Here is a 26,848-nt window from a genome sequence, read left to right on the forward strand (position 1 = left end):
CTGCCCCCTCACGAAACAGACCCTAGGAGAACGGACATGCACGACGACCGGACCCTGGTCGAACGACGTCTCGACCGGGTGCTCAAGGAGCGCGTCCTGCCCGCCGCGTACAGCGAGCGGATCCCGCTGCGGCTGTCCGCCTGGCACGTGCCGGACGAGCCGGTCCCGGTGGCCGAGGCGCTGACCGCCGGCTACGAGCCGTTCACGCTCGGCAGCCCGTGGGGCCGGCCCTGGTCGACGACCTGGTTCCGGGCCGAGGGCGAGATACCGCCGTCGTGGGCCGGTCGCCGGGTCGAGGCCGTCTTCGACCTGGGCTTCGTCGGTGACTGGCCGGGCAACCAGGCCGAGGCTCTGGTGTACGCCGCGGACGGGACGCCGATCAAGGCCATCAACCCGCAGAACCAGTACGTCGTACCGCCGCCCGGGTCTTCGAAGGTGACTTTGCTGCTGGAGGCGGCCGCCAACCCGGACATCCTGGCCGACGGATTCAAGCCGACCCCGCTCGGCGACAAGCTGACCGCCGGGGACCGGCCGCTGTACCGGTTCGCCGCCGCCGACCTGGCCGTCCTCGACGAGGAGGTCTGGCACCTCGGCCTGGACCTGAGCGTGCTGCGCGAGCTGATGCTCGAACTCGCCGTCACCGATCCGCGCCGGCACGAGATCCTGCGCGCCCTGGAACGGGCCCTGGATCTGCTGGACGCCGATCCGGTGCCGGTGGCCGCTCCGGCCGCGCGGGCGGCTCTGGCGCAGGTGCTGTCCCGGCCGGCACACGCCAGCGCGCACACCCTGTCGGCGGTCGGGCACGCGCACATCGACAGCGCCTGGCTGTGGCCGCTGCGCGAGACGATCCGCAAGACCTCGCGCACCTTCGCCAACGTGACCGCCCTGGCGAGCGAGTACCCGGAGTTCGTCTTCGCGTGTTCCCAGGCCCAGCAGTACGCGTGGGTCAAGCAGCACTATCCGGCCGTCTACCAGCGGATCCGGGACGCGATCACGGCCGGCCAGTGGGTGCCGGTCGGTGGGCAGTGGGTGGAGGCCGACGGCAACCTGCCCGGTGGCGAGGCGCTGGCCCGGCAGCTCGTCCACGGCAAGCGGTTCTTCCTCGACGAGTTCGGGGTGGAGACCAAGGGGGTCTGGCTGCCCGACTCGTTCGGCTACAACGGCGCCTACCCGCAGCTGGCGCGGCTCGCCGGGATGGAGTGGTTCCTCACCCAGAAGCTGTCGTGGAACGAGTCGAACCCGCTGCCGCATCACACGTTCTGGTGGGAGGGCATCGACGGGACCCGGATCTTCACGCACTTCCCGCCGATCGACACCTACAACGCCGCGATGACCGGCGACGAGCTGGCGCACGCGGTCCGCAACTTCGCCGACAAAGGCAGGGCCACCCGGTCGCTCGCGCCGTTCGGGCACGGTGACGGCGGGGGCGGCCCCACCCGCGAGATGCTGGAACGCGCCCGCCGGTTCCGCGACCTCGAAGGCGCGCCCCGGGTGGAGATCGAGCCGCCGGACGAGTTCTTCGCCAAGGCGCAGGCCGAGTACCCGGACGCCCCGGTCTGGTCCGGGGAGCTCTACCTGGAACTGCACCGGGCGACGTACACCAGCCAGGCCCGGACCAAGGCCGGCAACCGGCGCAGCGAACACCTGCTGCGCGAGGCCGAATTGTGGGCGGCGACCGCGGCGGTACGGACCGGAGCGCCTTATCCGTACGAGGAGCTGGACCGGCTGTGGAAGACCGTGCTGCTGCACCAGTTCCACGACATCCTGCCGGGGAGCTCGATCGCCTGGGTGCACCGCGAGGCCGAGGCCACCTACGCCCGGGTCGCCGAGGAACTCGGTGTCCTGGTGGCGAAAGCGGCCTCGCAGATCGGCGGCGAGCCGGGACATCTGCTGCTGAACACCAGTCCCCGGCCACGCCGTGAGGTAGCGGTCGTCACCGGTGAGTCCGCGCAGGCACAGCAACTCGCCGATGGCCGCTGGGCCGTCGCGGTGGACGTCGCGGCCGGCGCTGCCGCCCCGCCCACCGCGGGCCTGTTCGCCGGCGCCCCGGTGACCACCGAACGTGACGGCGGCGGCATCGTGCTGGACAACGGCCTGGTCCGGGTGGTGGTGGACGAGGCCGGGCTGCTTCGCTCGGTCGTCGACCACACCAGCGGGCGGGAGGCCCTGGCCGGCCCCGGCAACCTGCTGCAGATCCACCCGGACCGGCCGAGCCAGTGGGACGCGTGGGACGTCGAACGCCACTACGCACACCAGTCGACCGATCTGGACAAGGCCGACGAGGTCACGCTCACCGACCACGGGCCGCTGCTGGCCGCGGTCCGGGTGGTCCGCAGCCACGGCGACTCCACCATCACCCAGACGATCCGGCTCACCGCCGGCAGCCGGCGCGTCGACATCGTCACCGACGCCGACTGGCACGAGCGGGAGAAGTTCCTGAAAGCGGCGTTCCCACTGGACGTGCACGCCGACCGGGTGGCCGCCGAGATCCCCTTCGGTCACGTCCACCGGCCCACCCACACCAACACCGGCTGGGACGCGGCCCGCTTCGAGGTCAGCGGGCACCGGTGGATCCACACCGGCGAACCCGGCTACGGCGTGGCGTTGCTGACCGACTCCACCTACGGTCACGATTCCCGACGGGAGACGAGGATCAAAGGCGGGACCACCACGACGGTACGGCTGAGCCTGCTCCGCGCACCACGCAGCCCCGACCCCGACGCTGACCAGGGCCGCCACCGGTTCACGTACGCCATCGTGCCCGGCTCTGACATCTCCACCGCCATCGCCGAGGCCTATGCGCTGAACCTGCCGTTGCGTGCCGCCGGCGGCGGCGCAGCCGTCGCGCCGCTGATCGAGACCAGCGGCGACGCGATCGTCGTGGAGGCCGTGAAACTGGCCGACGACGGTTCCGGTGACGTGGTGGTGCGCCTCTACGAGTCGCTCGGCGCCCGCGCGGCCGGCCGGCTGCGGACCGGGTTCGCGCTGGCCGGCGTGGTCCGGACCGACCTGCTCGAACGGCCTGTCGACGAACCCGTCACGCTCGACGGCGAGGAGGTCGTGCTCGGGTTGCGCGCGTTCGAGGTGCAGACCTTCCGGCTGCGCCGTGGCTGACCGCATCTGGGACACCCCGGAGATCACCGGCTGGCGGCGGGTCACCGCACACGCCATCCGGCGCGACCTCGACGGATCAGACCGGCGCCTTCCCCTCGACGGCACCTGGCGGTTCCAGCTCCTCGACCACCCGGAGCAGGCGGCCGGCGACGACTGGACCGGGATCCGGGTCCCCGGCGCGTGGACCGTGCAGGAGGCCGGCGGTGCCGACCTGCCGCATTACACCAACGTGACGATGCCCTGGCCGGGTGCGCCGCTGCGGCTGCCGGAACACAACCCGACAGGCGTGTACGAGCGCGACGTCGACGTGCCCGCCGCGTGGGCCGGCCGCCGGATCGTGCTGCACGTCGGAGCGGCGGAGAGCGTGCTGCTGGCCCGGGTCAACGGCGTCGAGGTGGGCTGGGGCAAGGATTCGCACCTGGCCAGCGAGTTCGACATCACCGCGGCGGTACGGCCGGGCGAGACCAACACGGTCCGCCTGACCGTGGTCAAGTGGTCGGACGCGTCCGCGATCGAGGACCAGGACCAGTGGTGGCACGCCGGGCTGACCCGTTCGGTGTTCCTGTACAGCACCGGCCCCACGTATCTGGGTGACCTGCGGACCGTCGCCGATCGGGACGGGAGTCTGCGGGTCGACGTGCGGGTCCTCGGCACCGGGCCGGTGCTGCCCGGCGGCTGGCGGGTCACCGTCACCCTCGACGGCCGGCCGGTGCCGCTGGACACCGCCCACGAACAGCGGCAGATCGACGTGGACCGGGTGTCCGACTGGTGGGCCGAACCGCGGTTCTCCACCGTCGTCCCGGATGTCGTGCCCTGGTCGGACGAGACACCGGCGTTGTCGACGCTGGACGTCGTCCTGCACGATGCCGGCGGGGCCGAGCTGGACCGTACACAGATCCGGATCGGTTTTCGGACTGTCGCCATCGCCGGGCGGGACCTGCTGGTCAACGGGGTGCGGGTGATGATCCGCGGCGTCAACCGGCACGACTTCGACCCCCGCACCGGGCGAACCGTCACCGCCGAGCAGATGCGCGCCGACCTGGTCCTGATGAAGCGGCACGGGTTCAACGCGATCCGCACCTCGCACTACCCGAACGACCCGGTGTTGCTCGACCTCGCCGACGAACTGGGGTTGTACGTCGTCGACGAGGCCGACATCGAGGCCCACGACCACGCCCACGAGATCGCCGACGACGTGCGCTACCTGCCCGCCTTCGTCGACCGGGTGGCCCGGATGGTGTCCCGCGACCGCAACCACCCCAGCGTGATCATCTGGTCGCTGGGCAACGAGAGCGACTACGGGGCCAACCACGACGCGGCGGCCGGATGGCTGCGCCGCGCCGACCCGACCCGGCCGTTGCAGTACGAGGGGGCGATCAAGGACGACTGGACCGGCGGGCTGACCGGCAGCGACATCGTCTGCCCGATGTACCCGACCCTGGCGCAGATCGTCGAGCACGCCCGCTCCGGTGAGCAGAACCGGCCACTGATCATGTGCGAGTACTCGCACGCCATGGGCAACAGCAACGGCACCCTCGCCGATCACTGGGCCGCCATCGAGACCACCCCCGGACTGCAAGGCGGGTTCGTCTGGGAGTTCTGGGACCACGGCATCCTGCAACGGCTCTCCGACGGGCGGCCGGCCGGTCCGTCCAGCAGCGAGCACTGGACGGATGGTGTGGCCGAATCGGGGTACCGCTGGGCCTACGGCGGCGACTTCGGTGACAGCCCGAACGACGGCACGTTCTGCGCCGACGGCCTGGTCTTCCCGGACCGGACCCCGAAACCGGCGATGGACGAACATCGGGAACTGGCCTCCCCGATCCGGCTGTCCGACGCCGGGGAGGGGAAGGTGCGGATCGTCAACCGCAGCGCCTTCCGTGATCTCGGCTGGCTGAACGCGGCCTGGGAACTGGACGGCTCGCTGCTGCCCCTGACGCTGCCGGAACTCGGACCCAGGCAGGAGGCGGTGATTCCGGCCCCGGCGAGCGGCGGCGACCCGGAGGCCGAGCAGTGGCTCACCCTCCGCGTGTCCGTCGGTGCGGACCAGCCGTGGGCGCCGGCCGGGACCGAGATCGCCCGGCCGCAGGTCCGGCTCCGGCCGGAGCAGCGGACGCTGGCGAGGCGGTCCGGCGCGACCGGGAACAGCAGGCCCGCCGAAGTGGACGACGACGGCCTGCTGGTTCATGCCGTGTTCGCTGCCGCGCCCCGGCTGAGCCTCTGGCGGGCGCCGACCGACAACGACCGGATCGGCGGGTCGGCCGCACGGTGGCTGCGGCTCGGTCTTGCCGACCCGGTGCGGCGGGTGACAGCGATCCGGCGGGAAGCGGACCGTACGGTCGTCGACGCGGTGTACGAGACTGCCGCCGGGCTGGTGCTGCACCGGCAGACGAGCCGGGATTTCGGGCCGGTCATCTGCGTTCAGGAGGAGGTGACGCTGCCCGTGGGGCTCGACGACGTGCCCCGGGTCGGGACGGTCTTCCATCTCGGACCCGGCCTTGAGTCGATGTCCTGGTACGGGCATGGTCCCCGCGACACCTACCCGGATCGCCACGCCGGCGGCCCGGTCGGTGAGCACTCCTGCCGGATCGACGACGCGTTCACTCCGTATCTGCGCCCGCAGGAGAGCGGCGGCCGGCACGGGGTCCGGCGACTGCGCCTGACCGGTCCGGACCTACCCGCCGTGGAACTGACCATGGACCAGCCCCGGCAGGTGAGCGTCACCCGTTTCACCGCCGCCGACCTGGACCGGGCGACCCACCACGACGAGCTGATCCCCCGGCCCGAGACCGTGATCCACCTGGACGCGGCCCACCGAGGCCTCGGCACCGCCTCATGCGGCCCCGACACCCTCCCCCAGTACCTGCTCAAAGCGGACACTTACCACTGGGAGTGGACCCTGACCTGACCACCCGCCGCGCGGTGGGGTCAGCGTTTGGTGAAGGCCGGCCCGGGTTCTTCGCAGGCCGACGTCTTCTTCGGGTTCTTGTTGGCCGGGTTGACGCCGGCCGGGCCGAGGAAGTCCTTGAACGTTGCCTCCCACGAGTCCTGCAGGAAGTCGTCGAGCGCCTCGTTGATCGCGCGGCACAGCTGCGGGCGGTTGTTCGGGATGCCGATCCCGTAGCGTTCCGTGCCGATGGCCTGCAAGTCGACGACCTTCCCCACCACGGGACTGCCGTTGTCGGCACGCCCCTACGACTGAAGGTCACCACCGGGCTCCGCCCGCTCGGTCGAGAACCGTAGAGCAGTCGCGGCCGAGTTCTGCCGGCGCGGTCCGGACCGAAACCGCCAGCCGTCGCTGAGCACCGGAATACGGGCGACTTTACCGAGCTGGGCGACGGCTGGCGGTTTCGGGCAGCTGCGGGTGGTGTGGGTTGGGATGGCAACGTTTACCAGCGCACACGTTGGCCGATCGTGTGCTCCGGTCATTGCCGGGGCAGAGACAGAAGCGCACGCACGGCCGAGCGTGAGCGACCATCCACGCCGGGACGATGACCCGGGCACACCCAACGCCAACGTGTGCTTGCATCACCGCTGCGGTGATGGCTACGGGCGGCGTTCGAGACACCGGGTGGCGAGCGCCTGGGTGGATGGAGACCTCAGCGGTCGGTCAGGACCGGTGGGGTGATCACGGACAGCTCCAGCACCGCGGGCAGCGCGGCCACGCCCGGCCCGCCGGACCTGATCCAGGCCACCAGATCGCTGACCACCGCATCGTCGAGGACCAGCCCGAACCACACCGGCCGTGCTCCCCCACGCCGGGCCGCCGAACCGGGCTGCACCACCATCACGTTGGACTGCGAGCACACATCAAGACACAGGCTGGTCCGCACCCGGTGAACAGGCTCCAGCGCCGCCCGTAGGCCGTCGAGCTGGGCGTCGTGGTCGACTCCCGGATGTTTGGTCCGGCTGCCGCAACAACAATCCCGGCACACCGTCACCGTGCAACCGTCGACCACCGATGTTCCTCCTCTGTATGGTCCACCACCGTAACCGGAGCCGATCACCCGCCAAGATCGCGGCGTGCCCGGCAGAGCAGGATGCCGTGGTAGCCGTGCGAGTCATGCTGGGCGGTCGGGACCACCTCGATCTTCTCGTGCAGTGGTTCGAAGCCGGGGCGCAGAGCCGCTCGGAGGTCGTGTTCGTCGATGTCGGCGCCGGGGAAGGTCTTGCCACCGACCGTGTAGCCACGGCACCGGCGCAGCGCCGCGGTGAGGAACAGGCCGCCCGGCTCGACCAGGCCGGTGATGTTGCGCATGAGCAGTTCCCAGGTGGCGCGGTCGCCGGTCGCCGATTCCGCACAGTAGGCGCTGACCACCGTCGGGTAGCTCCGGTGCACCGGGTTGCGTTTGCGGGCGTCCAGCCGTACCAAATCGGTGATCTTTGCTCTGGTCAGGTCTTCCCGTGCGGTCACCTGGTCGTCGGACGGATGGGGGTTGCCCTCGCATTGCAGGGTGTATCGGACGAACGGCCGCCAGTCGTGGGCGCCTGGCGCGCGCTCGATCCATCGCCGGATCTCGGCCAGGTTCTCCGGCAGGTAGTCGCCCAGATGGATCTCGGATGCCGTCCCGGCGCACGCGAAGACATGGTGGAGGGTCGGACCGGTCCCGACGTACAGGATCGGCTGACCGGGTTGGGCGTGGCGCATCGCGTCGACGAGGAACGCGATGGTGGCGAGTTCGTCCGGTTCGACGGTGCGGTAGTAGTCGTTGAGGTATTCGGACGGCACCCAGTCGATGTCGAACGACGCGTGACCACGGTTGCGGGCGAGGACGGCCCGGGTGAGGCGGGCGAGCGCGACCTCGTAGAACGCGGCGCCGAGGTTGGCGCCGCCGAGGAAGACCAGCGCCTCGTCGGTGGTGATCGCGTCGGTCGCGGCGGCGGCGCCGAACGCGGCCACGTAGTACGGCACCTCCTTGGCGACCTCGGTGCCGGTGTAGGCCACGGCGGCGGCCAGCCGGGCGGCGCGGCCGTCGCCGAACCGGCGGCGGGTGAGGTCGTACGCCAGTTTCGACAGCACGTTGGTGCTGGTGCCGGTCGCCGCCAGCAGGCTGCCGTTCGCTCGCAGGTTGGCTCGCAGCCCGAACACCCAGACCGTATAGCTCGCCAGCAGGAACGCCACCACCGATCGATGGTCGAGGTCGGCGAGCAGCCCGGTGGCGACCAGGCCGGCGCCGGCGGCGGCCGCGCAGGCGTCCAACGCGTAGGTGGACGCCGCGGTGGCGGCCAGACTGACGGCCCAGGCGGCGGGCGCCGACACCGGACGATGCGCTGTCCCCATCACTCCTCCTGAACGGAAGGGTCATGGTGAAGACAGCGGACGGCGGCCGGCTCGTACGTCGTGTTGCCGACAGCACGGGTCAGGAGCAGGGGCGTTCGAAGTTCAGGCCCGGTGCGTACGCCGCCCACTCCGCCGCCGTGAGGCCGCTGGTCTGCGCGCAGGCCGCGGGCAGCGGGTCGCGCAGCACCGCCCGGATCGGGACCAGGTCCCAGAGCGCCACCCCGGCCGGATCAGCGGTGACCAGAAGCGGCTGCCGGGAGCTGAACGCCGACCCGGTCGTCCGCCCGCCCAGCACCGCCAGCAGCACCGGATCGCTGGCGAAGCCGACGCTCCAGATCTCGGTGGAGCCGCCTGAGGTGACCGCGAGCAGCGACCCGTCGGCGGACAGGGCGAGCGAGTCGGGCCGGCCGAAGTCGGCGCGCCGGGCGGTCCGGACCGAACGGTCGTTGCCGTCCCGGTTGTTCCACACGGTCAGATCCTGGCCGACGGTGACGGTGAACGCGGGTCCGGCGACGAGCGCCGCCGGCCCGACGCTGCTCACCTCGAACGTCCCGGTCCTCGTCGGCGCGGCCGGGTCGACGAGGTCCCAGACGGTGACGTTGCTGCTGCCGCTCTGCTGGCCGGCGCTGCCGGCGACGGCTAGGGTGCCGCCGGCCAGGCCGAACCGGGCGGTGAACACGTTCGTGGCCGGGATGGTGGCGACCAGCGGTGGTGGCTGGTCGCCGGCCAGCCGGTGGATGCGGATCTGTTCCTGCGGGCCGCCGGCCAGGACCGCGATCAGCCCACGGACCGGGTCGAGGTCGAGGACGGCGCCCGCGTCGAGGTCCGGGAAGACGTTGCGCGGGACGCCGCCGGTCAGCGAGTAGAGGCTGCCACTGGTGTAGTAGAAGGTCGTGCCGTGGACCGCGTAGGTGCTGCTCACCAATGGCGCGCCGGCCGCCGGCGCGAGTTTCGCGGTACCGGCCGGCCGCGGGTTTCCGGCGTCGATGACGTCCCAGTAGTCGAGGTGCTCGGCTGATCCGGCGGCGACCACGTCCTCCGCCGACACCGAGACGGTCCGTGCCGGGATCACGGTGGCGCCCTTGAGGGTGGCCCGGCGCCGCGGCGTGAACCCGTCGATCTGCCACAGCATCGCCGACCTGGTCAGGCGCGGCCCGGGCGTCAGGATCCGGGCGCCGTCGGGGCTGAAGTCGATCGAGGTGATCCACCCGCCGGTCCGGGTCATCACCTTCGTCTGCACCGGGGAGTCCGGGTCGGCGACGTTCCACACCTCGACAGTGCCGTCGATACGACCGAGCGCGATGGCCGTACCAGAATGATCGAATTCGGTCGTTGACAACCGGTCGCCGGAGACCGTGATGGTGCCGCGGCGTTGTGGGTCGGCCGGGTCGGTCAGGTCGTAGAAGTGGATCGCCTTCTCGCCGTCCTGTACCGCCAGGAGCCGGCCGTCCGCACTGACAGCGACCGGGACGCCGGTCGAGACGCCGGTGACGATCCGGGCCCCGGAGGCACGCCAGAGCGTCAGCCGCCCGTCGGCGCCGGTGCCGGCGAACAGGGCGCCGCCGGCGCTCATCACGGTGGCGGTGCTGTTCCAGAGCGCGCGTGGCCGGGCCCGGTCGCGGATGTCCCAGAGGGTGGCCCGGCCCGCGACGGTGAACAGCCGCCCGTCGGCGCTGAACCGCACGTCGGTGACGGCCGGCCCGAGGTCCCGGGTGGTGAGCAGGCGTGGGTCGGCCGGATCGGCGACGTTCCACAGGGTGAGCCGGTCGGCGGCGACGGCCAGGATGCGGCCGTCCGAGCTGAAGGCCAGTTCGTTCACGTTTCCCAACCCGGAGGGCAACGCGGCGGTACGGGCGGAGGCCGCCCACAACTCGGCCGTGCTCTCCCCGCCCACCGCGATCACCTTGCCGTCCGGCCGGAACGCGGCACTGACCACCGGCGAGCCCGTGGTCAGCTCCCCCGCGTACCCGGTGGCCAGGGCCGCCATCACCGCGGCGCCGCTGCGCGCCGACCGGTCCATCCCGTAGGCGCTGACCGCCAGCCGCGACGCCAGCCCCGGATCCGCGGTCAGCGCGGCCGCCGAGCGAGCCAGCAGATCCTGCTGCACGAGCTCACGTTGCTGCTGTTTCGCCTGGTCAGAGGCACGGTCGGCGTCGGCGCGGGCCTGCACGGCGGCGAACCCGGCGGTGCCCAGCAGCACGGCTACCACAGCCGCGGTCAGCACCCGTCGCGGCCATCGGCGCAGCCGGGAGCGGGCGCGGGCGGCGAGGGCGGCCTCCCGCAGCTCGGGGGTGACGTTCGAGGACACGTCGGCGGTGCCCATGCTGAGCAGCGAGTCGAGCAGCTCGCGGGCGGTGGGCCGGCCCGCCGGATCCTTCTCCAGGGTGGTGGCGACCAGGTCACGCAGCGAGCCGGGAATGCCGCTCAGGTCGGGCGGCTGGGTGAGCATCCGGCCGATCGTCGCCATCGGGGAGTCACCGCGGAACGGGGTGCGGCCGGTCGCCGCGTAGCCGATCAGCACACCCCAGGCGAAGACGTCGGCGGCCGGACCGGCCTTCCCGGAGCCGCCCAGGCTCTCCGGGGCGACGTAGCCGATCGTACCCATCACCTGATCAGGACCGGTCAGCTCGGCGCTGAGCTCGGCCCCGCGGGCGATCCCGAAGTCGATCACCTTCGGCAGGCCGACGGCGAGCAGGACGTTCGCCGGTTTCAGGTCGCGGTGCACGACTCCGGCGCCGTGGATGGCGACGAGTGCGGTTGCGACGCCGACGGCTACGCCGTACACCTCGGAGGGGTTGAGAGGTCCTCGCTCTCCGACGACGCCGGCCAGGCTGGGCCCGTCGACGAACTCGACGACCAGATAGGGCGGATCGTGTTCGACGTCGGCGTCCAGGACCGCGGCCGTGCAGAACGGCGGAACCTCCCGCGCCCGTTTCACCTCGCTGCGGAAACGCGCCAGGAAGGCGGGGTCGGCCGACCACTCGGGGCGGATGGCCTTGACCGCCGCCCGCTGCCCGTCCGGGCCGGCGCCGAGGAAGACGGTGCCCATACCGCCGGCGCCGAGCCGGCCCAGCAACTCGTACTGCCCGAGCCGATCGGGGTCACCGGGCCGCAGCGGCGTCATGGTCACTGCGCTGCCACCCATCGAACTCGGCCGTTGCGGATCTTCGGGCCGAATATAGAGCATGCCGGAGCTGCCGACTCGGTTTTGTCGTAGCCCATCGATACTGTGCCGCCCATCGTCCATCAAGTTGGGGAGACACAGGGTGCGCAGTTTCGAGGTCGAGCTTCCGGACGAGGACACGTTCGTCCTTCCCGACGCGTGGGTGCGCCGGATCCGGCCGCGGCGCGGCGGACGGCCGGCTGGTCGTCCGCCCTCCCTGAACGGTGCGGCGGCCAAGGCCGACGACATCCTGGCCGAGACACGCGATCATCGTGAGCGGGTGCTGGCCGACCGGAGCAGCGAACCGGATCTGGTGGCCGCCGCGGTGGCGTTCCTCGACGGGAGCCGGATCACCCCACTCGGCGCGGCGGCGGCCGCGTGGGCCTCCTGGGACGTCTTCGCCCATCGGCATGTCAAGGCGGCGGTCGCCGACGGATGGGCCGCGGCACACGGACTGGACTTCGCCGCACGGGCCGTCCTGGAGCTGAGCGGCCTGCAGAACGGATATGGCGGCCACCTCGGCCGCAACGAGCGCATCTCGTACTGGCTGGGCGCCCCGTGGCGGCTGGCGGCGGAGCGTGTGCGGGCCCGCCTCGCCTTCGCCGACGACGCGGCATACGAGCAGGCCCGGCAGGCGATCGAGCCCTACCGGTCCACGAAGCAGCACATGCTCGCGGCGTTCCTGCTCCCCACCGAACCCGGGTGGCTCGGTGCGGACTGTCCAGCCGAGCTGCGCGACGACTCGCTGGCCGCGTTCGTGGTGTCCACCCCGCAGGAGTGGGAGCGGATCAGCCACCGCGTCCGCGACTTCGACCTGGCGCCGGCGCTCGGCCTGCTGGCCACGGCCCTCGATGTGATCGGGCCGATCGTGGGGGCGCGCCTGCTCGATCTGGCCGGTAAGAACGGCTCTTCCGAGCAGCGGCGTGCGGTGTTCAACGGCCTCACGCTGATTCCCACCGACGAGGCGTTCGAGGCGCTGCTGCGCCACGTCGACGACGACCTGACGGAACCCGCGCTGATGGAGGCCGCGGAACGGTTCCCGGTGCGGGCACTGCGCCTGCTCGGGCTCGCAGCCGATACCCCGGGCAGCCACCGGCGCGTCACCGAGCTGCTGCACCGGCGCGTCACCGCGAGCCCGGAGATAGTACGAGCGGCGCTGCCCATGCTGCCGGAAGCGTCCCGCCGGCAGATCGAGCCGATCCTCGCGTCGCTGACCACGCTGCCGCCCGCACCGGCCGAGTCGCTGCACCCGTTGCTGGCGACGCCGCCGTGGACCCGGGCACGCACGGTGGACAAGCCGATCGTCGTCGACGGCCTCACCCCGCCGGACCTGACCCGGGTGTGCTGGCTTCCCGGTGAGCGTGCGGCGCAACTGGCGCAGTTCGCGCAGGAAGCGCCACTGAGCGGCCCGGAACACTGGGAGCGGACGGCGGCGAACCTGCGCGACGGACGCCCGCAGCATCCGGTGGACGTGGAGAGGTTCTTCACCGATGCGCCGCGTTCGATGACGGACGAGTTTCTGGCGGACTGGCGGCCGACGGATTTCTGGTCCCCCCGGACCCTGCCCCGCCTGCTCGCCAGGTTCGATGTGGAGGCGCTGCCGGTGCTGGTGCACAACGCCCGCCGCACGGGCGGGGCGGACGTCTACGGTCCCCTGCTGCTGCCCGCCGAAGGCCTCGACGTCGCGACCCTGATGGCCACGTGGCTCGGCGGCGGCAAATCGGTGCGGCGGATCGCGGTGTCCTGGCTGCGCCAGCACCCGGAGTCGGCAGCCCGCGAACTGGTGCCCGCCGCGGCCGGTCCGGCCGGTCCGGCACGCCGGGCCGCGGAGCAGGCGCTGCGGACCGTGGCGGCGGCGGGTCACGAGGACGTCGTCCGCGATGCCGCGGTCGCCTACGGGCCGGCCGCCGCCACCGCCGTGGACGCGCTGCTGTCGATCGACCCGGCCGAGATCCTGCCGAAGCGGATGCCTGACCTGCCGGCGTGGGCCGATGACACCGCCGCACTCGCCCCGATCCTGCTGCACGGCCGCCGCCATGCGTTGCCGGCGGCGGCCGTCCGGCACCTGTGCACCATGCTGGCGTTGTCCCGCATCGGCACCCCGTATCCGGGCGTCGCGATCGTGCGGGAGACCCTCGACCGGGCCTCGCTGGCCGAGTTCGGCTGGTCGCTGTTCCAGAGCTGGGAATCGGCCGGACGCCCGCCGAAGCAGAGCTGGGCTCTGGAGGCTCTGGCGCTGACCGGTGACGACGACACGGTCCGCCGGCTCGCGCCGGTCATCCGCGCCTGGCCCGGCGAAGGCGGTCACGCTCGTGCCGTGACCGGGCTCGACGTGCTCCGGGAGATCGGCACCGAGGTGGCGCTCATGCACCTGCACGGCATCGCGCAGAAGGTGAAGTTCGCCGGGCTGAGACATGCCGCGCAGGAGCGGATCGACGTCGTCGCCGGGGAACTGGGCCTCACCGCCGAACAGCTGGCTGACCGGCTGGTCCCCGACTTCGGGCTGGACGCCCGGGGCCGGCTCACCCTCGACTACGGACCGCGCCGCTTCGTGGTGGGCTTCGACGAGCAACTCAAGCCCTACGTCGTGGACGACGACGGCATGCGGCGCAAGGACCTGCCCAAGCCCGGGGCCCAGGACGACGAGGCGCTCGCCACGGCGGCCCACAAGAGGTATGCCGGGCTGAAGAAGGACGTCCGTACGGTGGCCGCGGACCTGATCCACCGGCTGGAGACGGCGATGGTGGTCCAGCGGCGGTGGACCGCCGACGAGTTCCGGCGGCTGCTCGTCGAGCACCCGCTGATGCGGCACGTGGTGTCGCGCCTGGTGTGGGCGACGTTCACCGCGGAGGGGACGGTGGGCACCGCGTTCCGGGTGGCCGAGGACGGCAGCCCGGCAGACGTCGACGACAAGGAGTTCGTGCTGGCCGGCGATGCCTCGGTCGGTGTCGCGCACCCGCTGCACATCGAGGCCGACCTGCCCACCTGGACGCGGTTGTTCGTCGACTACGAGATTCTCCAGCCGTTCCTGCAGCTCCAGCGGCCGGTGCGACGGTTGACCGCGGAACAGGCCGCCCAGCAGCGACTGACCGAATTCGTCGGGGCGAACGTCGCGGTCGACCGGCTGCTGAAACTGGAGCGGCGCGGATGGTGGGAGCGGAGCACGCCGATGGACGCGGGCATCCAGGACACCCTCGAGTGCCACCTGCCGGGCCGGGGCGGGCTGACCTTTCCCCTCGACCCGGGGATCAGCGTCCAGTTCCCGGCCGAGGACCCGGTGCAGACCTTCCGGGACGCGCGCCTCTCCGGTGCCCCGAACTTCGCGGCCCTGGATCCGGTGATCCTCTCGGAACTGCTGTGCGACCTGCACTATCTCGTACACGGCGGAACGATGCGCTGACGAGCACGGGCCGGGGCCTCAGCGCGTGTCGACGGCGTCAACGGTGTTCGAGTCGCTCGACCAGCAACTGCCCCGGCCATTCTCCGACCCGGAACGTCTCGGTGGCGGTGAATCCCTGCTGTTCGTAGTACCTGACGAGCGCGCCATCCGCCCCGGCATAACAGTCGACCCGCAGCAAGCCTGCGCCACGCTCCCGCGCGATCCCGCGAGCGTGGTCCAGCAGCCGCGCTCCGATTCCGGCGCCCTCATGTGCCCGGTCGGTGACCAGCAGCCGCACGTACAACTCGGGCTCGGCCACCGCCGGGACGTAATCCATCGCGGAACCCACCCCGAGCACACCGGCCACCTGGCCGGCGACCATCGCGACGTGCAACTCGCCCTGCTCGGCCATCGCGGTGAACCGGGCGATCCGCCCCGGATCGCCGGACATCGGCTCGGTGCCCCACTGTCCGGCGATCCCCCGGGCCACCAGCCATGCCACCGCACCGTCCATCAGCCGGAGCACCGCGCCGACATCGTCCGTCGTACCAGCCCTGATCCGCATCTCACCGAGTCTGCCCGATCTCCGCCCAGCGCCTGTCGTCTGATATCACTCGATCTCATGAGCCTCGTGGTCGGAGACGCGTTCGGAGACCTTCTCAAGCAGTGCTGGGCCGGGCAGGCCGGTCCAGGCGTTGCCGCGGAGGTGATCGAACGTGACGACGGGTTCACCGGCCACGGGGACGCCGCGCGTTACTTCCAGGGACCGGAGTTCTGGCCGGACCGGGAGGTCGCGTTCCTCGGCCGGGCCGCCGGGCGCATTCTCGACATCGGTTGTGGAGCAGGCCGTCACATGGCCGCGTTGCGTGACCGAGGAGCGGAGGTACAGGGCATCGACCCGTCCCTCGGTGCGGTGACTGTCTGCCGGGAGCGCGGGCTGGCTGCCGACGTCGGTGACATCGACCATCTACCGACCGGAGTGTTCGACACGTTGCTGCTGCTGGGCGGCAACCTGGCGCTGCTCGGTTCGCCGGAGGCCGCTTCGCGACGGCTGGCCGCGATGGCGGCGGCAGCTCATCCGGAGACGGTGATTCTCGGATCCAACATCGATCCGTACCAGACTGAGAACCCGGATCACACCGGGTACCACCTGCGGAACATCCGGGCGAACCGGCCGGGCGGACAACTACGTGTCCGCGTCCGCCACGACGAGACGGTGACCGACTGGTTCGACTACTGGCTCGCCAGTGTCGCCGAGTTCGACGACGTGGTCGCGGCATCGCCATGGCGTTTCGAGGAAGTCGACGGCGGCCGGCCAGGAGATCCCCTCTACTGCGCTGCTCTCAAGCTGCGCTAGATCACTTGGCATACTGTGCGCGTGAGCGACCCGGGCGAAGATCAGATCAGTGGCGCGCGTGTGCTGGAGTCACTTCTCGGAGCCCTCGCGCGCTGGCCGGATCTCGGCAGCCGGACTCGTCTCGACATCGAGCAGTGGAACAACCTCACCGCACACGAGGTGAAGGCCTACCAGGACAAGAGCATCGCCGCCATCCGTGCTGTCGATGACTGGCGGGCGGTGACCGACCAGATCCGCGAGCTCGGGCGGCTGCGGTATGAGCCGGCCGTTCCGGCCCTGATCGAGCTGTGGGAGCGGTGTCTCGTCCAGCCGGTCACGGTCGCCGCCGCCCACGCGCTTTTCGGGATCGGAACCGCCGAGGCTCGCGACGCCCTGCGGCACGGGATCCATGACCACGACCACCTGGGCCGGTTCATGGCGGTGAAGGTCATGTTCACCGACGACGGAACGGCGTGGGACAACCTCGGCCATCTGTTCTCCGGCGAACGTCTGGCGACCACGGCCGGCCTGGCGGCTGCGAGCGAGGCGCTCAGCTTTCTGACACCGCGATCCTTCTCCGCATCCGGCCCTGAGTGGCACGCGGAGGGACTGCGCGATCTGGTGTCGCAGGACCACCGGTGGCTTGATCTGTGCGTGCAGCTCCGTGATCACGAAGACCTGGGCTGGGTGGCCCGCGAAGTGCTCACGCATGCCGATCCGGCCGTCACCGGCCCGGCGCTCGACGCTGCCCGGGCCCTGCGGGCAGCGCAGACGGCGACACCTGCCGGCCGGGAGCTGCGACCGGGTGAGCTCGTCGCACGCTATCTCGACGGGGACCATCGAGGAGTGTGGCGCGACCTCGGCGCCGTCGCCCACCTCGACGACGTGTGGCGCGCGGAAGCCGAACAGGTGGCCGCCCTGACCATGGACCGGGTCCGGCAGAACGCCGCCAACCTCACCGCGGCTCTCATCGCCCGCGGCTGGCCGGTCGGTCTCGAGCAGGCACTGCCCGGCCCCGACGCGGACATCGAGGACCGGCTGCGCGAACTGGAACAGATCACCGGATCGGCGGTGCCGCCGGCGCTGGCCGCCTTCTGGCGCATCGTCGGAACGATCGACCTCGTGCCCCGCGGCACCTGGGACGGCCCGTTCCCGCCCGATGTGCCCGAACATCTCGCCGTCGCCGACCCGCTGGAGGTCATCGACCTCGACACGGCGTGGTCCGAGGTCGAGGACTGGGTGGACGAGTCGGCGGACCTGCATCCGGAACTCGCCGGGCCACTGGCCGTCGTCATCGCCGCCGACTACCTGCACAAGGCCAACATCAGCGGCGGCGGCCCGTACTCGGTCTGGCTGCCGCACGCCGGCGCGGATCCGGTCGTCCGGGAGGAGGAGCACGGCCTGGCCTTCACCGACTACCTGCGGCGCGCCTTCGCCGCGAAGGGCTTCCTCCGGCTCGACGACCAGGAGGAATGGGTCGCCCACGGCATGACCGGCGACGAGGTGGCGGAGCTGACCGGCTGGCTGGACGGCGTCGAATACCAGCACCTGGACTTCTGACCCGCGGGCATACCGCGGATCCGGCCGACGTTGGAGGGCCCTCGTGACCATCGCCGAGCGAGTGTCGCTGATCGGATGAGCGAGGTGCTCGACGAGGCCGCCGCCCGGGTGGTGGCGTGGGCGGTGGGCCGGCCGGCTCGGGCCGGAAGCCGGCGGGTGCTGGCGGTGGAGGGCCGGTCCGGGGCCGGCAAGACGACTCTGGCACGGGCGGTGGCGGCCCGGCTCGGCGCGCCGCTGATCCACATGGACGACCTGTACGCCGGATGGGACGGCCTGGACCAGGGCGTCGCCGCGCTACGGGACTGGGTGCTGACGCCGCTGGCCGAGGGACGCCCCGCGGTGTGGCGGCGCTGGGACTGGGCGGCCGGCGCGTACGCCGAGGAGCATCCGGTGCCGGACGCCGGCTGGCTGGTCGTCGAGGGAGTCGGTGCGGGTGGGCGCGCGCTCCGCCCGTACACCAGTGGGTTGATCTGGGTTGACAGCCCCACGGTGATCCGCAGGCGGCGGGCGCTGGATCGGGATGGGCAGACCTATGCCCCGCATTGGGCCCGATGGGCCCGGCACGAGGACGCGTTCTACGCGGCCGAGGAGGTCCGCGAGAACGCGGACCTGATCATCGAGAACGGGGAGTGACCCGGCTGGGACGTCAAGCGATCGAGGTACTTGCCTTCACGGATCGAAGTGCGGCAGACACGATGGGTGAGAGCGGCCGATCTCGTCGGCCGCGACGCTGGTGCGGCGACATCGCTGGTGGCCGGAGGTTCTCGTGGATGCTGATCGGTCGGGTCACCCAGCCGGCCTTCCGGGCAGGTCGACGATCCCGGACCTGTTCGCGGCCCGGGTCGCGGCGGCGCCCGGCGCGGCGGCGGTCGTCGAGGGTGACCGGCACATCACCTACGCCGAACTCGACCGCTGGTCCGACGGCCTGGCCGCCCGCCTGCTCGAGATCGGGGTACGGCCCGGCGACCCGGTGGGACTGCTGGGCGACAGGTGTCTGGAGGCCCCGGCCGGGATGCTCGCCATCCTGAAGGCGGGCGCGGTCTATGTCCCGCTGGATCCGTCGGATCCGGTGGCGCGGTTGCAGACCCTGATGGACGAGATCGGCATCCGGCACGTGGTCAGGCTGCCGGACACCGCCGGCGTCCTGGCGGGCTGCGCCGGAGTGACGGCCACCGACCACCGGCACGTGGACCCGCTCCCGCCCGGCGTCGCGACCGGCCTGGATCCGGCCTACATCATGTTCACCTCCGGCTCGACGGGTGTGCCGAAGGCGGTCGCGGTGCCGCACCGGGCGATCGCCCGCCTGGTGATCGGCGCCGACTATCTGCAGGTCACCGCTGCCGACCGGGTCACGCACACCGGCCACCCCGCGTTCGACGCCTCGGTCTTCGAGATCTGGGGCGCGCTGCTGAACGGCGCCCGCCTGATCATCGTCGATCAGGCGACCCTGCTGGACCCGGTTCGGCTGGAGGAAGCGTTCACCACGCACGCCGTCACGGTGGTGTGGCTGACCGCCGGGGTGTTCCACGAGTGCGCCCGGACCCGTCCCGGCATGTTCGCCGGGCTGCGCTGCCTGATCGCGGGCGGCGACGTCCTGGTGCCCGCCCACGTGCGCTCGGTGCTGGCCGCGGGACCACCCGGGCGGTTCCTCAACGGGTACGGGCCGACCGAGAACACCACCTTCTCCACCACCCACCACATCGTCGACGTGCCGGACCGGACGACCCGGATTCCGATCGGGCGGCCGGTGTCCGGCTCCACCTGTCACATCCTCGCCGACGACGGCGATCCGGTGCCGGTCGGTGCCGAGGGCGAACTGTGGGTCGGCGGTGACGGTGTCGCCCTGGGCTACGTCAACGATCCGGAGCTGACCGCCGTCCGGTTCGTGCCGGACCGTTTCTCCGGCCGTCCGGGCGCGCGGCTGTTCCGTACCGGCGATCGGGCCCGTTGGCTGCCCGGCGGTGAGATCGACTTCCTCGGCCGCCGGGACCGGATGCTGAAGGTTCGCGGCTTCCGGGTCGAGCTGGACGAGATCGAGACGGTGCTGGCCGGCTCGGACGGGGTCGCGGAAGCGGCCGTCGTCGCCACCGGCGACGACGCGGACACCCGCACGATCGTCGCCTTCTTCCAGCCGGCCCATCCCGGCGTCACGGTGGCCGCGGTCCGGGCCGCGCTCGCCGACCGGCTGCCGCGCCACATGATCCCGGCCCGGATCGTGGCGCTCGATCGCCTGCCGCTGGCCGGCACCGGCAAGATCGACCGGGCGGCCCTCCTGACCACCACCGCGGCCGGCCCGGTCCACGGCACCGCACCGGCGCACCCGCCCGGGACGCCGATCGAGGTCGGGATGGCCCGGCTGTGGGCGGAGGTCCTCGACGTGGCGCCCGACGAGGTCGGGCTCGACGACAGCTTCTTCGACCTGGGCGGCAACTCCCTGCTCGCGGCGCGTCTGTTCGTCCGGCTGCAGACGATGTTCGGTGTCGACCCGGGCCAGAGCCGGTTCCTGACCGCGCGGCTGCTGGCCGACCCGACCCTGGCCGGCTCGATCGCCGCGGTGCAGCAGGCACGGGCCGGCCTGCACGACGAGGACAGCGCCGCGATGGAGGCCGATCTGCGGACGATCGGCCGGTCCGCCGCGGTGATCCGGCCACGGTCGCCCGCCAGGGCGGTGGCGCCCGCCACGATCCGGCGCGTGCTGCTCACCGGTGGCACCGGATTCCTCGGCGGCTACCTGCTGCGCCGGCTGCTGACCGAAACCGACGCGGAGGTGTCCTGCCTGGTCCGCGCCGACGACCCGCAGCACGCGCGGCACCGTCTCGAGATCGGGCAGCGGCAATACCGGCTCGGCGACCTGCCCCCGGACCGGGTCCGGGCGTTGACCGGCGACCTCAGCCGGCCGCGGCTCGGGCTCACCGAGGCACGATTCGCCGAACTGGCCGCCGGAACCGACCTGATCCTGCACGCCGGCGCCTACGTCAACTTCACCTATCCGTACGCCCGCCTGGCCCCGGTCACGGTCGGCGGCACCCGGGAGATCGTGCGGCTCGCGACGCACCGGCGGACACCGGTGCACTTCGTCTCCACACTCGCGGTGCTCGCCGGGTCCGGGGCCGCCGGGATACGCGAGGTCACCGAGGACACCCCGCTGGACCACCCGGAGCACCTGTTCATGGGCTACACCGAGACGAAATGGATGGCCGAGAAGGTGCTGGCCGAGGCGGCCGGCGCCGGGCTGCCGGTGGCCGTCCACCGGCCGTACGAGATCTCCGGCGATCTGACGCAGGGCACGTGGAACCTGGAGAACGCCACCTGCGCGCTGTTGCGTCTGATCGTCGACACCGGGATCGCACCGGACGCCGACATCCCCCTCGACCTCGTGCCGGTCGACGTGCTGGCGGCACAGATCGTCCACATCGCGCTGCACCGGACCGCCCGGACGCACACCTACCACCTGACGAATCCGCGCCCGGCGACACTGCGGGACATGACACAGGTGCTGCGCGAGCACGGCTACCCGGTCGAGGAGCTGCCGTTGCGCGAGTGGGTGACCCGGGTGGTCGCGTTCGTGGCCGGCGATCCGCGGCACCCGTTCACACCGTTCGTCCCGCTCTGGGTCGACCGCAGCCCGCACAGCGGCCTCGTGGTCAAGGAGATGTACTTCGCCGGCGTGTTCCCCCGCTTCGGCCGGGACAACGCCCGGCGCGCGCTGGCCGGATCCGGCATCACGATGCCCCCGGTCGACACCCGGCTTCTCGGCCATTACGTACGGTTCTTCCAGCGCTCCGGCTTCTTCCCCGCCCCGGTCGCCGGCTCACAATCGGCGACCCCATGACTTCTCCGGGGGTGCTGCCGCGGCTGGCCGTGGTGTTCGACTTCGGGTCGGCCAGCCCGATGGGCATCCTCGCCTCCGCCCGGAACCTGGCCGAGGTCGTCTTCCTCTGTGACCGGGCGTTGCCGCACGTGCGGCGCCACTACGACGATCTGCGTGCGCTGGCGCCGGTCTGCGACATCACCGGGGCGTCCGACGAGGAGATCCTGAACCGGCCCGAGTGTGCCGGACTCACCGGCATCGTGACGTTCAGCGAGAGCCGGTTGAACCGGACCGCCGCCCTGGCCGAGCGTCGTGGCCTGCCCTTCCTCAGTGTTCCCACCGCGGCGGCGCTGACCGACAAGTACACCCAGCGGCGGGTGCTCGCCGAAGCCGGTGTGCAGCACACTCCGTGCCGGCTCGTGCGCGACCCGGGCGAGCTCGGTCCGGCCCTGGACGCCGCCGGTCTCCCGGCCGTCCTGAAACCGCGCAGCGGGTCGGCGAGCGCACGGACCTGCACGGTGCACGACATCGACGAAGCGCATCGCCGGTTGCGTGCCTTCACCGATCCGGCGTCCGGCGGCGCCCCGGCCGAGTTCGTCGTCGAGCAGATGCTCCACGGCGATCCCGCAGCCGCCGGAGCAGGCTGGGCCGACTACGTCTCCGTCGAGTCGATCACTTCGAACGGCGAGATCCGGCACATCGAGGTCACCGGAAAGTTCCCCCTGGCGGCGCCGCTGCGCGAGACCGGGTATGTCGTCCCGGGGACGTTGAGCGAGGCCTGGCGGGCGCAGGTCCTGGCGCTGACGACGGCGGCTCTCACGGCCCTGGGCGTACGCCACGGCGTCACCCACACCGAGGTCAAGCTCACCCCGGACGGGCCGCGGATCATCGAGATCAACGGCCGCCTCGGCGGGTACGTCGCCGACCTGGTCCGGCGCGCACGGGGATTCGACCTGGTGCGGGCCGCGCTGACGGTGGCGCTGGGCCGGCCCTACGAGCCACCGCGGGCCGTCTACCGGCGGCACGCGTTCCAGTACTTCCTCACCCCGCCCATGGACGCGGTGGCGTTACGCCGTCTCGACGGTGTCGACCGGCTCGGTGAGGTGCCGGGAATCCAGTCGGTGGAGGTGCTGGCACAGCCGGGCACGGCTCTGGACTGGCGGCACGGCACGCTGGCGTATGTCGGCATCGTGCACGGTTCGGCACCTGACCATCGCGGTGTCCGGCGTCTCGTGGATCTTGCCGGGAGCATGCTGCACATCGAGTACGAGCATCGGTCCGACCCTGACGAAAGCCACCCGATGTGATTGCACACGGTGTTAGCGTCATGCCCTGACCAAGCTCGGGCGCATCGGGGGCCGCCATGGCGATGACTGCTGCGGTCGCAAGAGCCGGCGCCATGGCACTGTCCCGGCCGGTCACGGTCGATGTCCGCCTCGTCCTGTCGGCTGCCGTCGCGGCCAGTTCGGTGCTGGGCAGCCTGCTGATCCGCAAGCACACCGACCGGACGACCATGGCGCTGGCCGGCGTCAACCTCGGGCTGCTCGGCGGGTTCGGCGTCTACTGCCTGAACGTCGTCGCGCGGGCCGGCCGGGCCCGTGCCGAGGCGCAGAAGGAGGCGACGGCCAGCCACAATCAGCTGCAGAAGCTGATCGACAACACCGAGTCGATCATCTACATGAAGCGGGTCGACAACGGCCGGTACCTGCTCGTGAACCGGGAATGGGAGCGGTTGTTCGGGGTCACCCGTGACCGTGTCGTGGAACTCGACGATCGTGGCGTCTTCCCGCCCGGACTCGCCGAGCAGTTGCGTGCCAACGACCTGAGGGTCGCCGAGGCCGGCAGAACCGTTCAGTACGAGGAGACCGCCGACAGCGTCGACGGTGTGCACACGTACATGTCGGTGAAGTTCCCGGTCCTGAACAGCGTCGGCAAACCCTACGCCGTGTGTGGCATCTCCACCGACATCACCGAACGTAAACGGGCCGAGGACGAGGTCCGGCGTCTCAACAGCAGCCTCGAGACGCGGGTGGCGCAGCGTACCGCCGAGCTGGAGGCCTCGACCAAGGAGCTCGACGCGTTCGCCTACTCGGTCTCGCACGATCTGCGTGCGCCGCTGCGGTCGCTGCACGGATTCAGCGACGCCCTGCTGGAGGACTACGGTGACGTCCTCGACGACGTCGGCAAGGACTACCTGAACCGGCTGCAGCGCAACGTCGGCCGGATGGGCCGGATGATCGACGCCCTGCTCAATCTGTCCCGGGCCACCCGGGCCGACCTGGACCGCGCTGCCGTGGACATCTCGGCGATGTGCCAGGAGGTGATCGGGGACCTGCGGGGAACGGATCCGGACCGCATCGTCGAGCTGATCGTGCCCGACGGGCTCACCGTCGAGGCCGACCCGCACCTGTTCCGGCTCGCCCTGCAGAATCTGCTGGCCAACGCCTGGAAGTTCACCGCCACACGCGACACGGCCACCATCGAGGTCGGCCGCACCGTCCGGTCCGGCGAGACCTGCTTCTTCGTACGCGACAACGGCGTCGGTTTCGACATGGCCTACGCCGGCAAGCTCTTCGACGCGTTCCAGCGGCTGCACACGACCTCCGACTTCGAGGGCACCGGCATCGGGCTCGCGACCGTGGCCCGCATCGTGCGCCGCCACGGCGGTCACATCTTCGCCGAGGCCGAGGTGGACCGGGGCGCGACGTTCTACTTCAACCTGATGAGCCGGGCGAAGGGAACGCAATGAACATCCACGGCAGGATCCTGCTCGTCGACGACAGCCCCGACGACGTGGCGCTCACCCTGCGGGCGCTGAAGAAGAACAACATCACCAACACCGTGGACATCGCCAGCGACGGGGAGGAGGCGATCCGGTACCTGTTCCCCGCCGACGGGCAACCCGACGCGCTGCCGGCGCTCGTGCTGCTGGACCTCAACATGCCGAAGGTCACCGGTCTGGAGGTGCTGCGGCACATCCGCGACGACCCGCGGACCAGGTATCTGCCCGTCGTCGTGCTCACCACGTCCACCGAGGAACGCGACATCGTGAACACCTACGACCTCGGCGCCAACAGTTTCGTCCGCAAACCGGTGGCGTTCGACGAGTTCCTGGAAGCGGTGCGGGTGCTCGGCATGTACTGGCTGCTGGTGAACCGGCCGGTCGGACGACATCATGACTGAGGAGCCGGACCAGATCCGGCTGCTGCTCATCGAGGACAGCGAGGACGACGCCGTCCTGGTGGTCAACCGGCTGCGCCGGTCCGGCCTGCGGCTCGACTACGAGCAGGTCGAGACCGCCGAGGGGATGCGGGCCGCGTTGCAGCGCCGCTCCCCCGACATCGTGATCTCCGACAACCGGATGCCGATGTTCGACGCCGAGTCCGCGTTGCGGCTGCTGCGCGAAACCGGAATGGACGTGCCGTTCATCGTCGTGTCCGGCCAGATCGGCGAGGAGTCCGCCACCGCCCTGATGCGCGCCGGGGCCGCCGACTTCGTGCTCAAGGACAAACTCGCCCGCCTCGCGCCGGCCGTGCAGCGCGAACTCCGCGACGCCCGGGATCGTCACAAACGGCGGCGGGCCGAGGCGGCGCTGGCCACCAGTGAGGAACGGTTCCGGCTGGTGGCGGAGAACCTTCAGGACGTGCTGTTCCGGTTTCGTCCCGGCCGGACTCCGGAACTCGAATACATCAGCCCGGCCGTGGCCTCGATCACCGGCCTGACCCCCGACGAGTTGTACGAGCGTCCCGAACTGCTCTTCGACACCACCGACCCCGAGGACCGCGACGTCATGCGGCGATCGTGGCAGTCACCGCCGGAGACCCCGCTCGTCCTGCACTGGCCCCGCACCGACGGCACCCGTGCCTGCGCCGAACAGCGTCTCGTCGCGGTGTACGACGGTGACGTGCCGATCGCCGTCGAGGGCATCCTGCGCGACATCACCGCCGAGGTCGAGGCCGCGGACCGTCGCCGCGAACTGGAACGCCAGCTCCACCAGGCGGAACGCCTCGACTCCCTGGGCCAGCTGGCCGGCGGGGTCGCCCACGACTTCAACAACATCCTCGGCGTGATCAGCGGCTACACCGGTTTCGTGCTCGACGAGCTCGGACCCGACCACCCGTGCCGCCCCGACCTGGAGAACATCGACGACGCCGCCCGCCGCGCCGCCGCACTGACCCGCCAGCTGCTCATCTTCAGCCGCCTGCAACCCTCGCACCCCGAGGTGGTGGACCTCAACCACGTGGTCAGCCAGATCGAACGACTGCTGCGCCGCACCATCGGCGAGGACATCGAGTTCGTCATCGACATCGAACCGGACCTCGACCACGTCACCATCGATCCCAGCCGACTGGAACAGATCATCATGAACCTGGTGGTGAACGCACGGGCCGCGATGCCGGAAGGCGGAAGCCTCGTCATCCGGACGCGACAGACCGGCCAGGTCCCGGCCACGGCGCTGGGCGCCCGGCCCGCATCGCAGCGTTTCGTCAGTCTCACCGTCGCCGACACGGGCTGCGGCATGGACGAGGAGGTCCAGCGGCGGGCGTTCGAGCCGTTCTTCACCACCCGCGCCACCGGTCAGGGCAGCGGCCTGGGCCTGGCGACCGTCTACGGCGCCGTGCACGAGGCGGCGGGTGCAATCGCCGTCGACTCGGCGCCCGGCGCGGGCACCCGGATCACCGTCTTCCTGCCGGCCGCCGACCAGCCGCCACCGGCCACCGAGCCGCTGCCCACCGCCGGTGAAGCAGCCCGCGGGCTGGGCGAACGCATTCTGGTCGTCGAGGACGACGACGACATCCGCGCCATCACCCGCCGGGTGCTGACCCGAGGCGGTTACCAGGTCGTCGACGCCGCCACTCGCGACGAGGCGCTGCGGCACGTGCACGACGACCCGGCCGGGTTCGATCTCCTGCTGTCGGACGTCATCATGCCGGGCATGCCGGTCCTGGAGTTCATCCAGACGTCGCTCCGGGCCTGCCCGTCGATGCGCATCGTCTTCATGTCGGGCTACACCGCCGACAGTGATCGCCGCCTCCCGGAGGGCGTGCCCATCCTCAACAAGCCGTTCACCGCCGCAGCCCTGCTGAACCAGATCAAAACCACCTTGAACCACGATTCGGTACGCGCCACAACTCCCCACCCGCACCATTGACCGTCCCGCCGGCACCCGGAACAGGCCGCTCGCCCCGCCAGCCGTCGCTCAC

Annotated in this window: 16 protein-coding genes; 11 read left to right on the top strand and 5 right to left on the bottom strand. The window is 71.3% G+C overall.

Annotation, left to right across the window (positions count from 1 at the left end; translation table 11 throughout):
• Nucleotides 1-36 precede the first annotated feature (36 nt).
• Both AB0E94_RS08090 and AB0E94_RS08095 read left to right on the top strand, forming a co-directional pair.
• Entirely contained in the window at nt 37-3,114 is a 3,078-nt protein-coding gene (locus AB0E94_RS08090; protein ID WP_360323844.1) for a glycoside hydrolase family 38 C-terminal domain-containing protein, read from the top strand.
• Complete coding sequence (locus tag AB0E94_RS08095) at nt 3,107-6,022, top strand: glycoside hydrolase family 2 TIM barrel-domain containing protein (protein ID WP_360323846.1); 2,916 nt, start codon at nt 3,107-3,109, stop codon at nt 6,020-6,022. Before AB0E94_RS08090 ends, AB0E94_RS08095 begins: the two co-directional genes overlap by 8 nt.
• Nucleotides 6,023-6,042: 20 nt before the next feature.
• On the opposite strand, the gene AB0E94_RS08100 is transcribed toward AB0E94_RS08095, so the two are convergent.
• The 4 genes from AB0E94_RS08100 to AB0E94_RS08115 all read right to left on the bottom strand — a co-directional run bounded on the left by AB0E94_RS08100 (nt 6,043) and on the right by AB0E94_RS08115 (nt 11,519).
• Nucleotides 6,043-6,279: a hypothetical protein gene (locus AB0E94_RS08100; RefSeq protein ID WP_360323848.1), complete on the bottom strand. Its 237-nt coding sequence runs from the start codon at nt 6,277-6,279 to the stop codon at nt 6,043-6,045.
• 434 nt (nt 6,280-6,713) lie between these two features.
• Complete coding sequence (locus tag AB0E94_RS08105; RefSeq protein WP_360324156.1) at nt 6,714-7,055, bottom strand: hypothetical protein; 342 nt, start codon at nt 7,053-7,055, stop codon at nt 6,714-6,716.
• 62 nt (nt 7,056-7,117) lie between these two features.
• Complete coding sequence (gene gntF, locus AB0E94_RS08110) at nt 7,118-8,395, bottom strand: guanitoxin biosynthesis pre-guanitoxin forming N-methyltransferase GntF (protein WP_360323850.1); 1,278 nt, start codon at nt 8,393-8,395, stop codon at nt 7,118-7,120.
• 79 nt (nt 8,396-8,474) lie between these two features.
• A complete protein-coding gene (locus AB0E94_RS08115) occupies nt 8,475-11,519 on the bottom strand; it encodes a serine/threonine-protein kinase (protein WP_360324158.1) in 3,045 nt (1,014 codons plus the stop codon).
• Nucleotides 11,520-11,661: 142 nt separating this feature from the next.
• Between AB0E94_RS08115 and AB0E94_RS08120 the strand changes: the two genes are divergently transcribed.
• Complete coding sequence (locus tag AB0E94_RS08120) at nt 11,662-14,958, top strand: DUF4132 domain-containing protein (RefSeq protein WP_360323852.1); 3,297 nt, start codon at nt 11,662-11,664, stop codon at nt 14,956-14,958.
• Nucleotides 14,959-14,995: 37 nt separating this feature from the next.
• On the opposite strand, the gene AB0E94_RS08125 is transcribed toward AB0E94_RS08120, so the two are convergent.
• Nucleotides 14,996-15,502, bottom strand: a complete 507-nt coding sequence (locus tag AB0E94_RS08125; RefSeq protein ID WP_360323854.1) for a GNAT family N-acetyltransferase — start codon at nt 15,500-15,502, stop codon at nt 14,996-14,998.
• A 57-nt stretch (nt 15,503-15,559) separates the two neighbouring features.
• Here AB0E94_RS08125 and AB0E94_RS08130 point away from each other — a divergent pair, with 57 nt between their 5' ends.
• From AB0E94_RS08130 to AB0E94_RS08165, 8 genes are all read left to right on the top strand, one after another.
• On the top strand, nt 15,560-16,294 hold the full coding sequence (locus tag AB0E94_RS08130; protein WP_360323856.1) for a class I SAM-dependent methyltransferase: 735 nt from the start codon (nt 15,560-15,562) through the stop codon (nt 16,292-16,294).
• 21 nt (nt 16,295-16,315) lie between these two features.
• The gene (locus AB0E94_RS08135) at nt 16,316-17,833 is read left to right on the top strand and encodes a hypothetical protein (RefSeq protein WP_360323858.1); all 1,518 of its coding nucleotides are present in this window, start codon (nt 16,316-16,318) and stop codon (nt 17,831-17,833) included.
• 75 nt (nt 17,834-17,908) lie between these two features.
• Nucleotides 17,909-18,466 carry a dephospho-CoA kinase gene (locus AB0E94_RS08140; protein WP_360323860.1) on the top strand — a complete coding sequence of 186 codons (558 nt, stop codon included), beginning with the start codon at nt 17,909-17,911 and terminating at the stop codon, nt 18,464-18,466.
• A 133-nt stretch (nt 18,467-18,599) separates the two neighbouring features.
• Nucleotides 18,600-21,665 (top strand): amino acid adenylation domain-containing protein, encoded by a 3,066-nt coding sequence (locus AB0E94_RS08145; protein ID WP_360323862.1) that lies wholly within the window; start codon nt 18,600-18,602, stop codon nt 21,663-21,665.
• Complete coding sequence (locus tag AB0E94_RS08150; protein WP_360323864.1) at nt 21,662-22,951, top strand: ATP-grasp domain-containing protein; 1,290 nt, start codon at nt 21,662-21,664, stop codon at nt 22,949-22,951. The genes AB0E94_RS08145 and AB0E94_RS08150 overlap by 4 nt, the downstream gene beginning before the upstream one ends.
• Nucleotides 22,952-23,043: 92 nt before the next feature.
• Nucleotides 23,044-24,393 carry an ATP-binding protein gene (locus tag AB0E94_RS08155; RefSeq protein WP_360323866.1) on the top strand — a complete coding sequence of 450 codons (1,350 nt, stop codon included), beginning with the start codon at nt 23,044-23,046 and terminating at the stop codon, nt 24,391-24,393.
• On the top strand, nt 24,390-24,827 hold the full coding sequence (locus AB0E94_RS08160) for a response regulator (RefSeq protein ID WP_360323868.1): 438 nt from the start codon (nt 24,390-24,392) through the stop codon (nt 24,825-24,827). The genes AB0E94_RS08155 and AB0E94_RS08160 overlap by 4 nt, the downstream gene beginning before the upstream one ends.
• Nucleotides 24,820-26,796, top strand: a complete 1,977-nt coding sequence (locus tag AB0E94_RS08165) for a response regulator (RefSeq protein ID WP_360323870.1) — start codon at nt 24,820-24,822, stop codon at nt 26,794-26,796. The genes AB0E94_RS08160 and AB0E94_RS08165 overlap by 8 nt, the downstream gene beginning before the upstream one ends.
• Nucleotides 26,797-26,848 lie beyond the last annotated feature (52 nt).

Origin of the sequence: Actinoplanes sp. NPDC026670, from assembly GCF_040638175.1 — a bacterium.
GTDB lineage: Bacteria > Actinomycetota > Actinomycetes > Mycobacteriales > Micromonosporaceae > Actinoplanes.

Coding starts and splice junctions, on each gene's coding strand:
- AB0E94_RS08090 (WP_360323844.1), top strand. CDS start 37: ATGCACGACGACCGGACCCTGGTCGAACGACGTCTCGACCGGGTGCTC.
- gntF (WP_360323850.1), bottom strand. CDS start 8,395: ATGGGGACAGCGCATCGTCCGGTGTCGGCGCCCGCCGCCTGGGCCGTC.
- AB0E94_RS08115 (WP_360324158.1), bottom strand. CDS start 11,519: ATGACGCCGCTGCGGCCCGGTGACCCCGATCGGCTCGGGCAGTACGAG.
- AB0E94_RS08125 (WP_360323854.1), bottom strand. CDS start 15,502: ATGCGGATCAGGGCTGGTACGACGGACGATGTCGGCGCGGTGCTCCGG.
- AB0E94_RS08130 (WP_360323856.1), top strand. CDS start 15,560: ATGAGCCTCGTGGTCGGAGACGCGTTCGGAGACCTTCTCAAGCAGTGC.
- AB0E94_RS08140 (WP_360323860.1), top strand. CDS start 17,909: ATGAGCGAGGTGCTCGACGAGGCCGCCGCCCGGGTGGTGGCGTGGGCG.
- AB0E94_RS08150 (WP_360323864.1), top strand. CDS start 21,662: ATGACTTCTCCGGGGGTGCTGCCGCGGCTGGCCGTGGTGTTCGACTTC.
- AB0E94_RS08155 (WP_360323866.1), top strand. CDS start 23,044: ATGGCACTGTCCCGGCCGGTCACGGTCGATGTCCGCCTCGTCCTGTCG.
- AB0E94_RS08160 (WP_360323868.1), top strand. CDS start 24,390: ATGAACATCCACGGCAGGATCCTGCTCGTCGACGACAGCCCCGACGAC.
- AB0E94_RS08165 (WP_360323870.1), top strand. CDS start 24,820: ATGACTGAGGAGCCGGACCAGATCCGGCTGCTGCTCATCGAGGACAGC.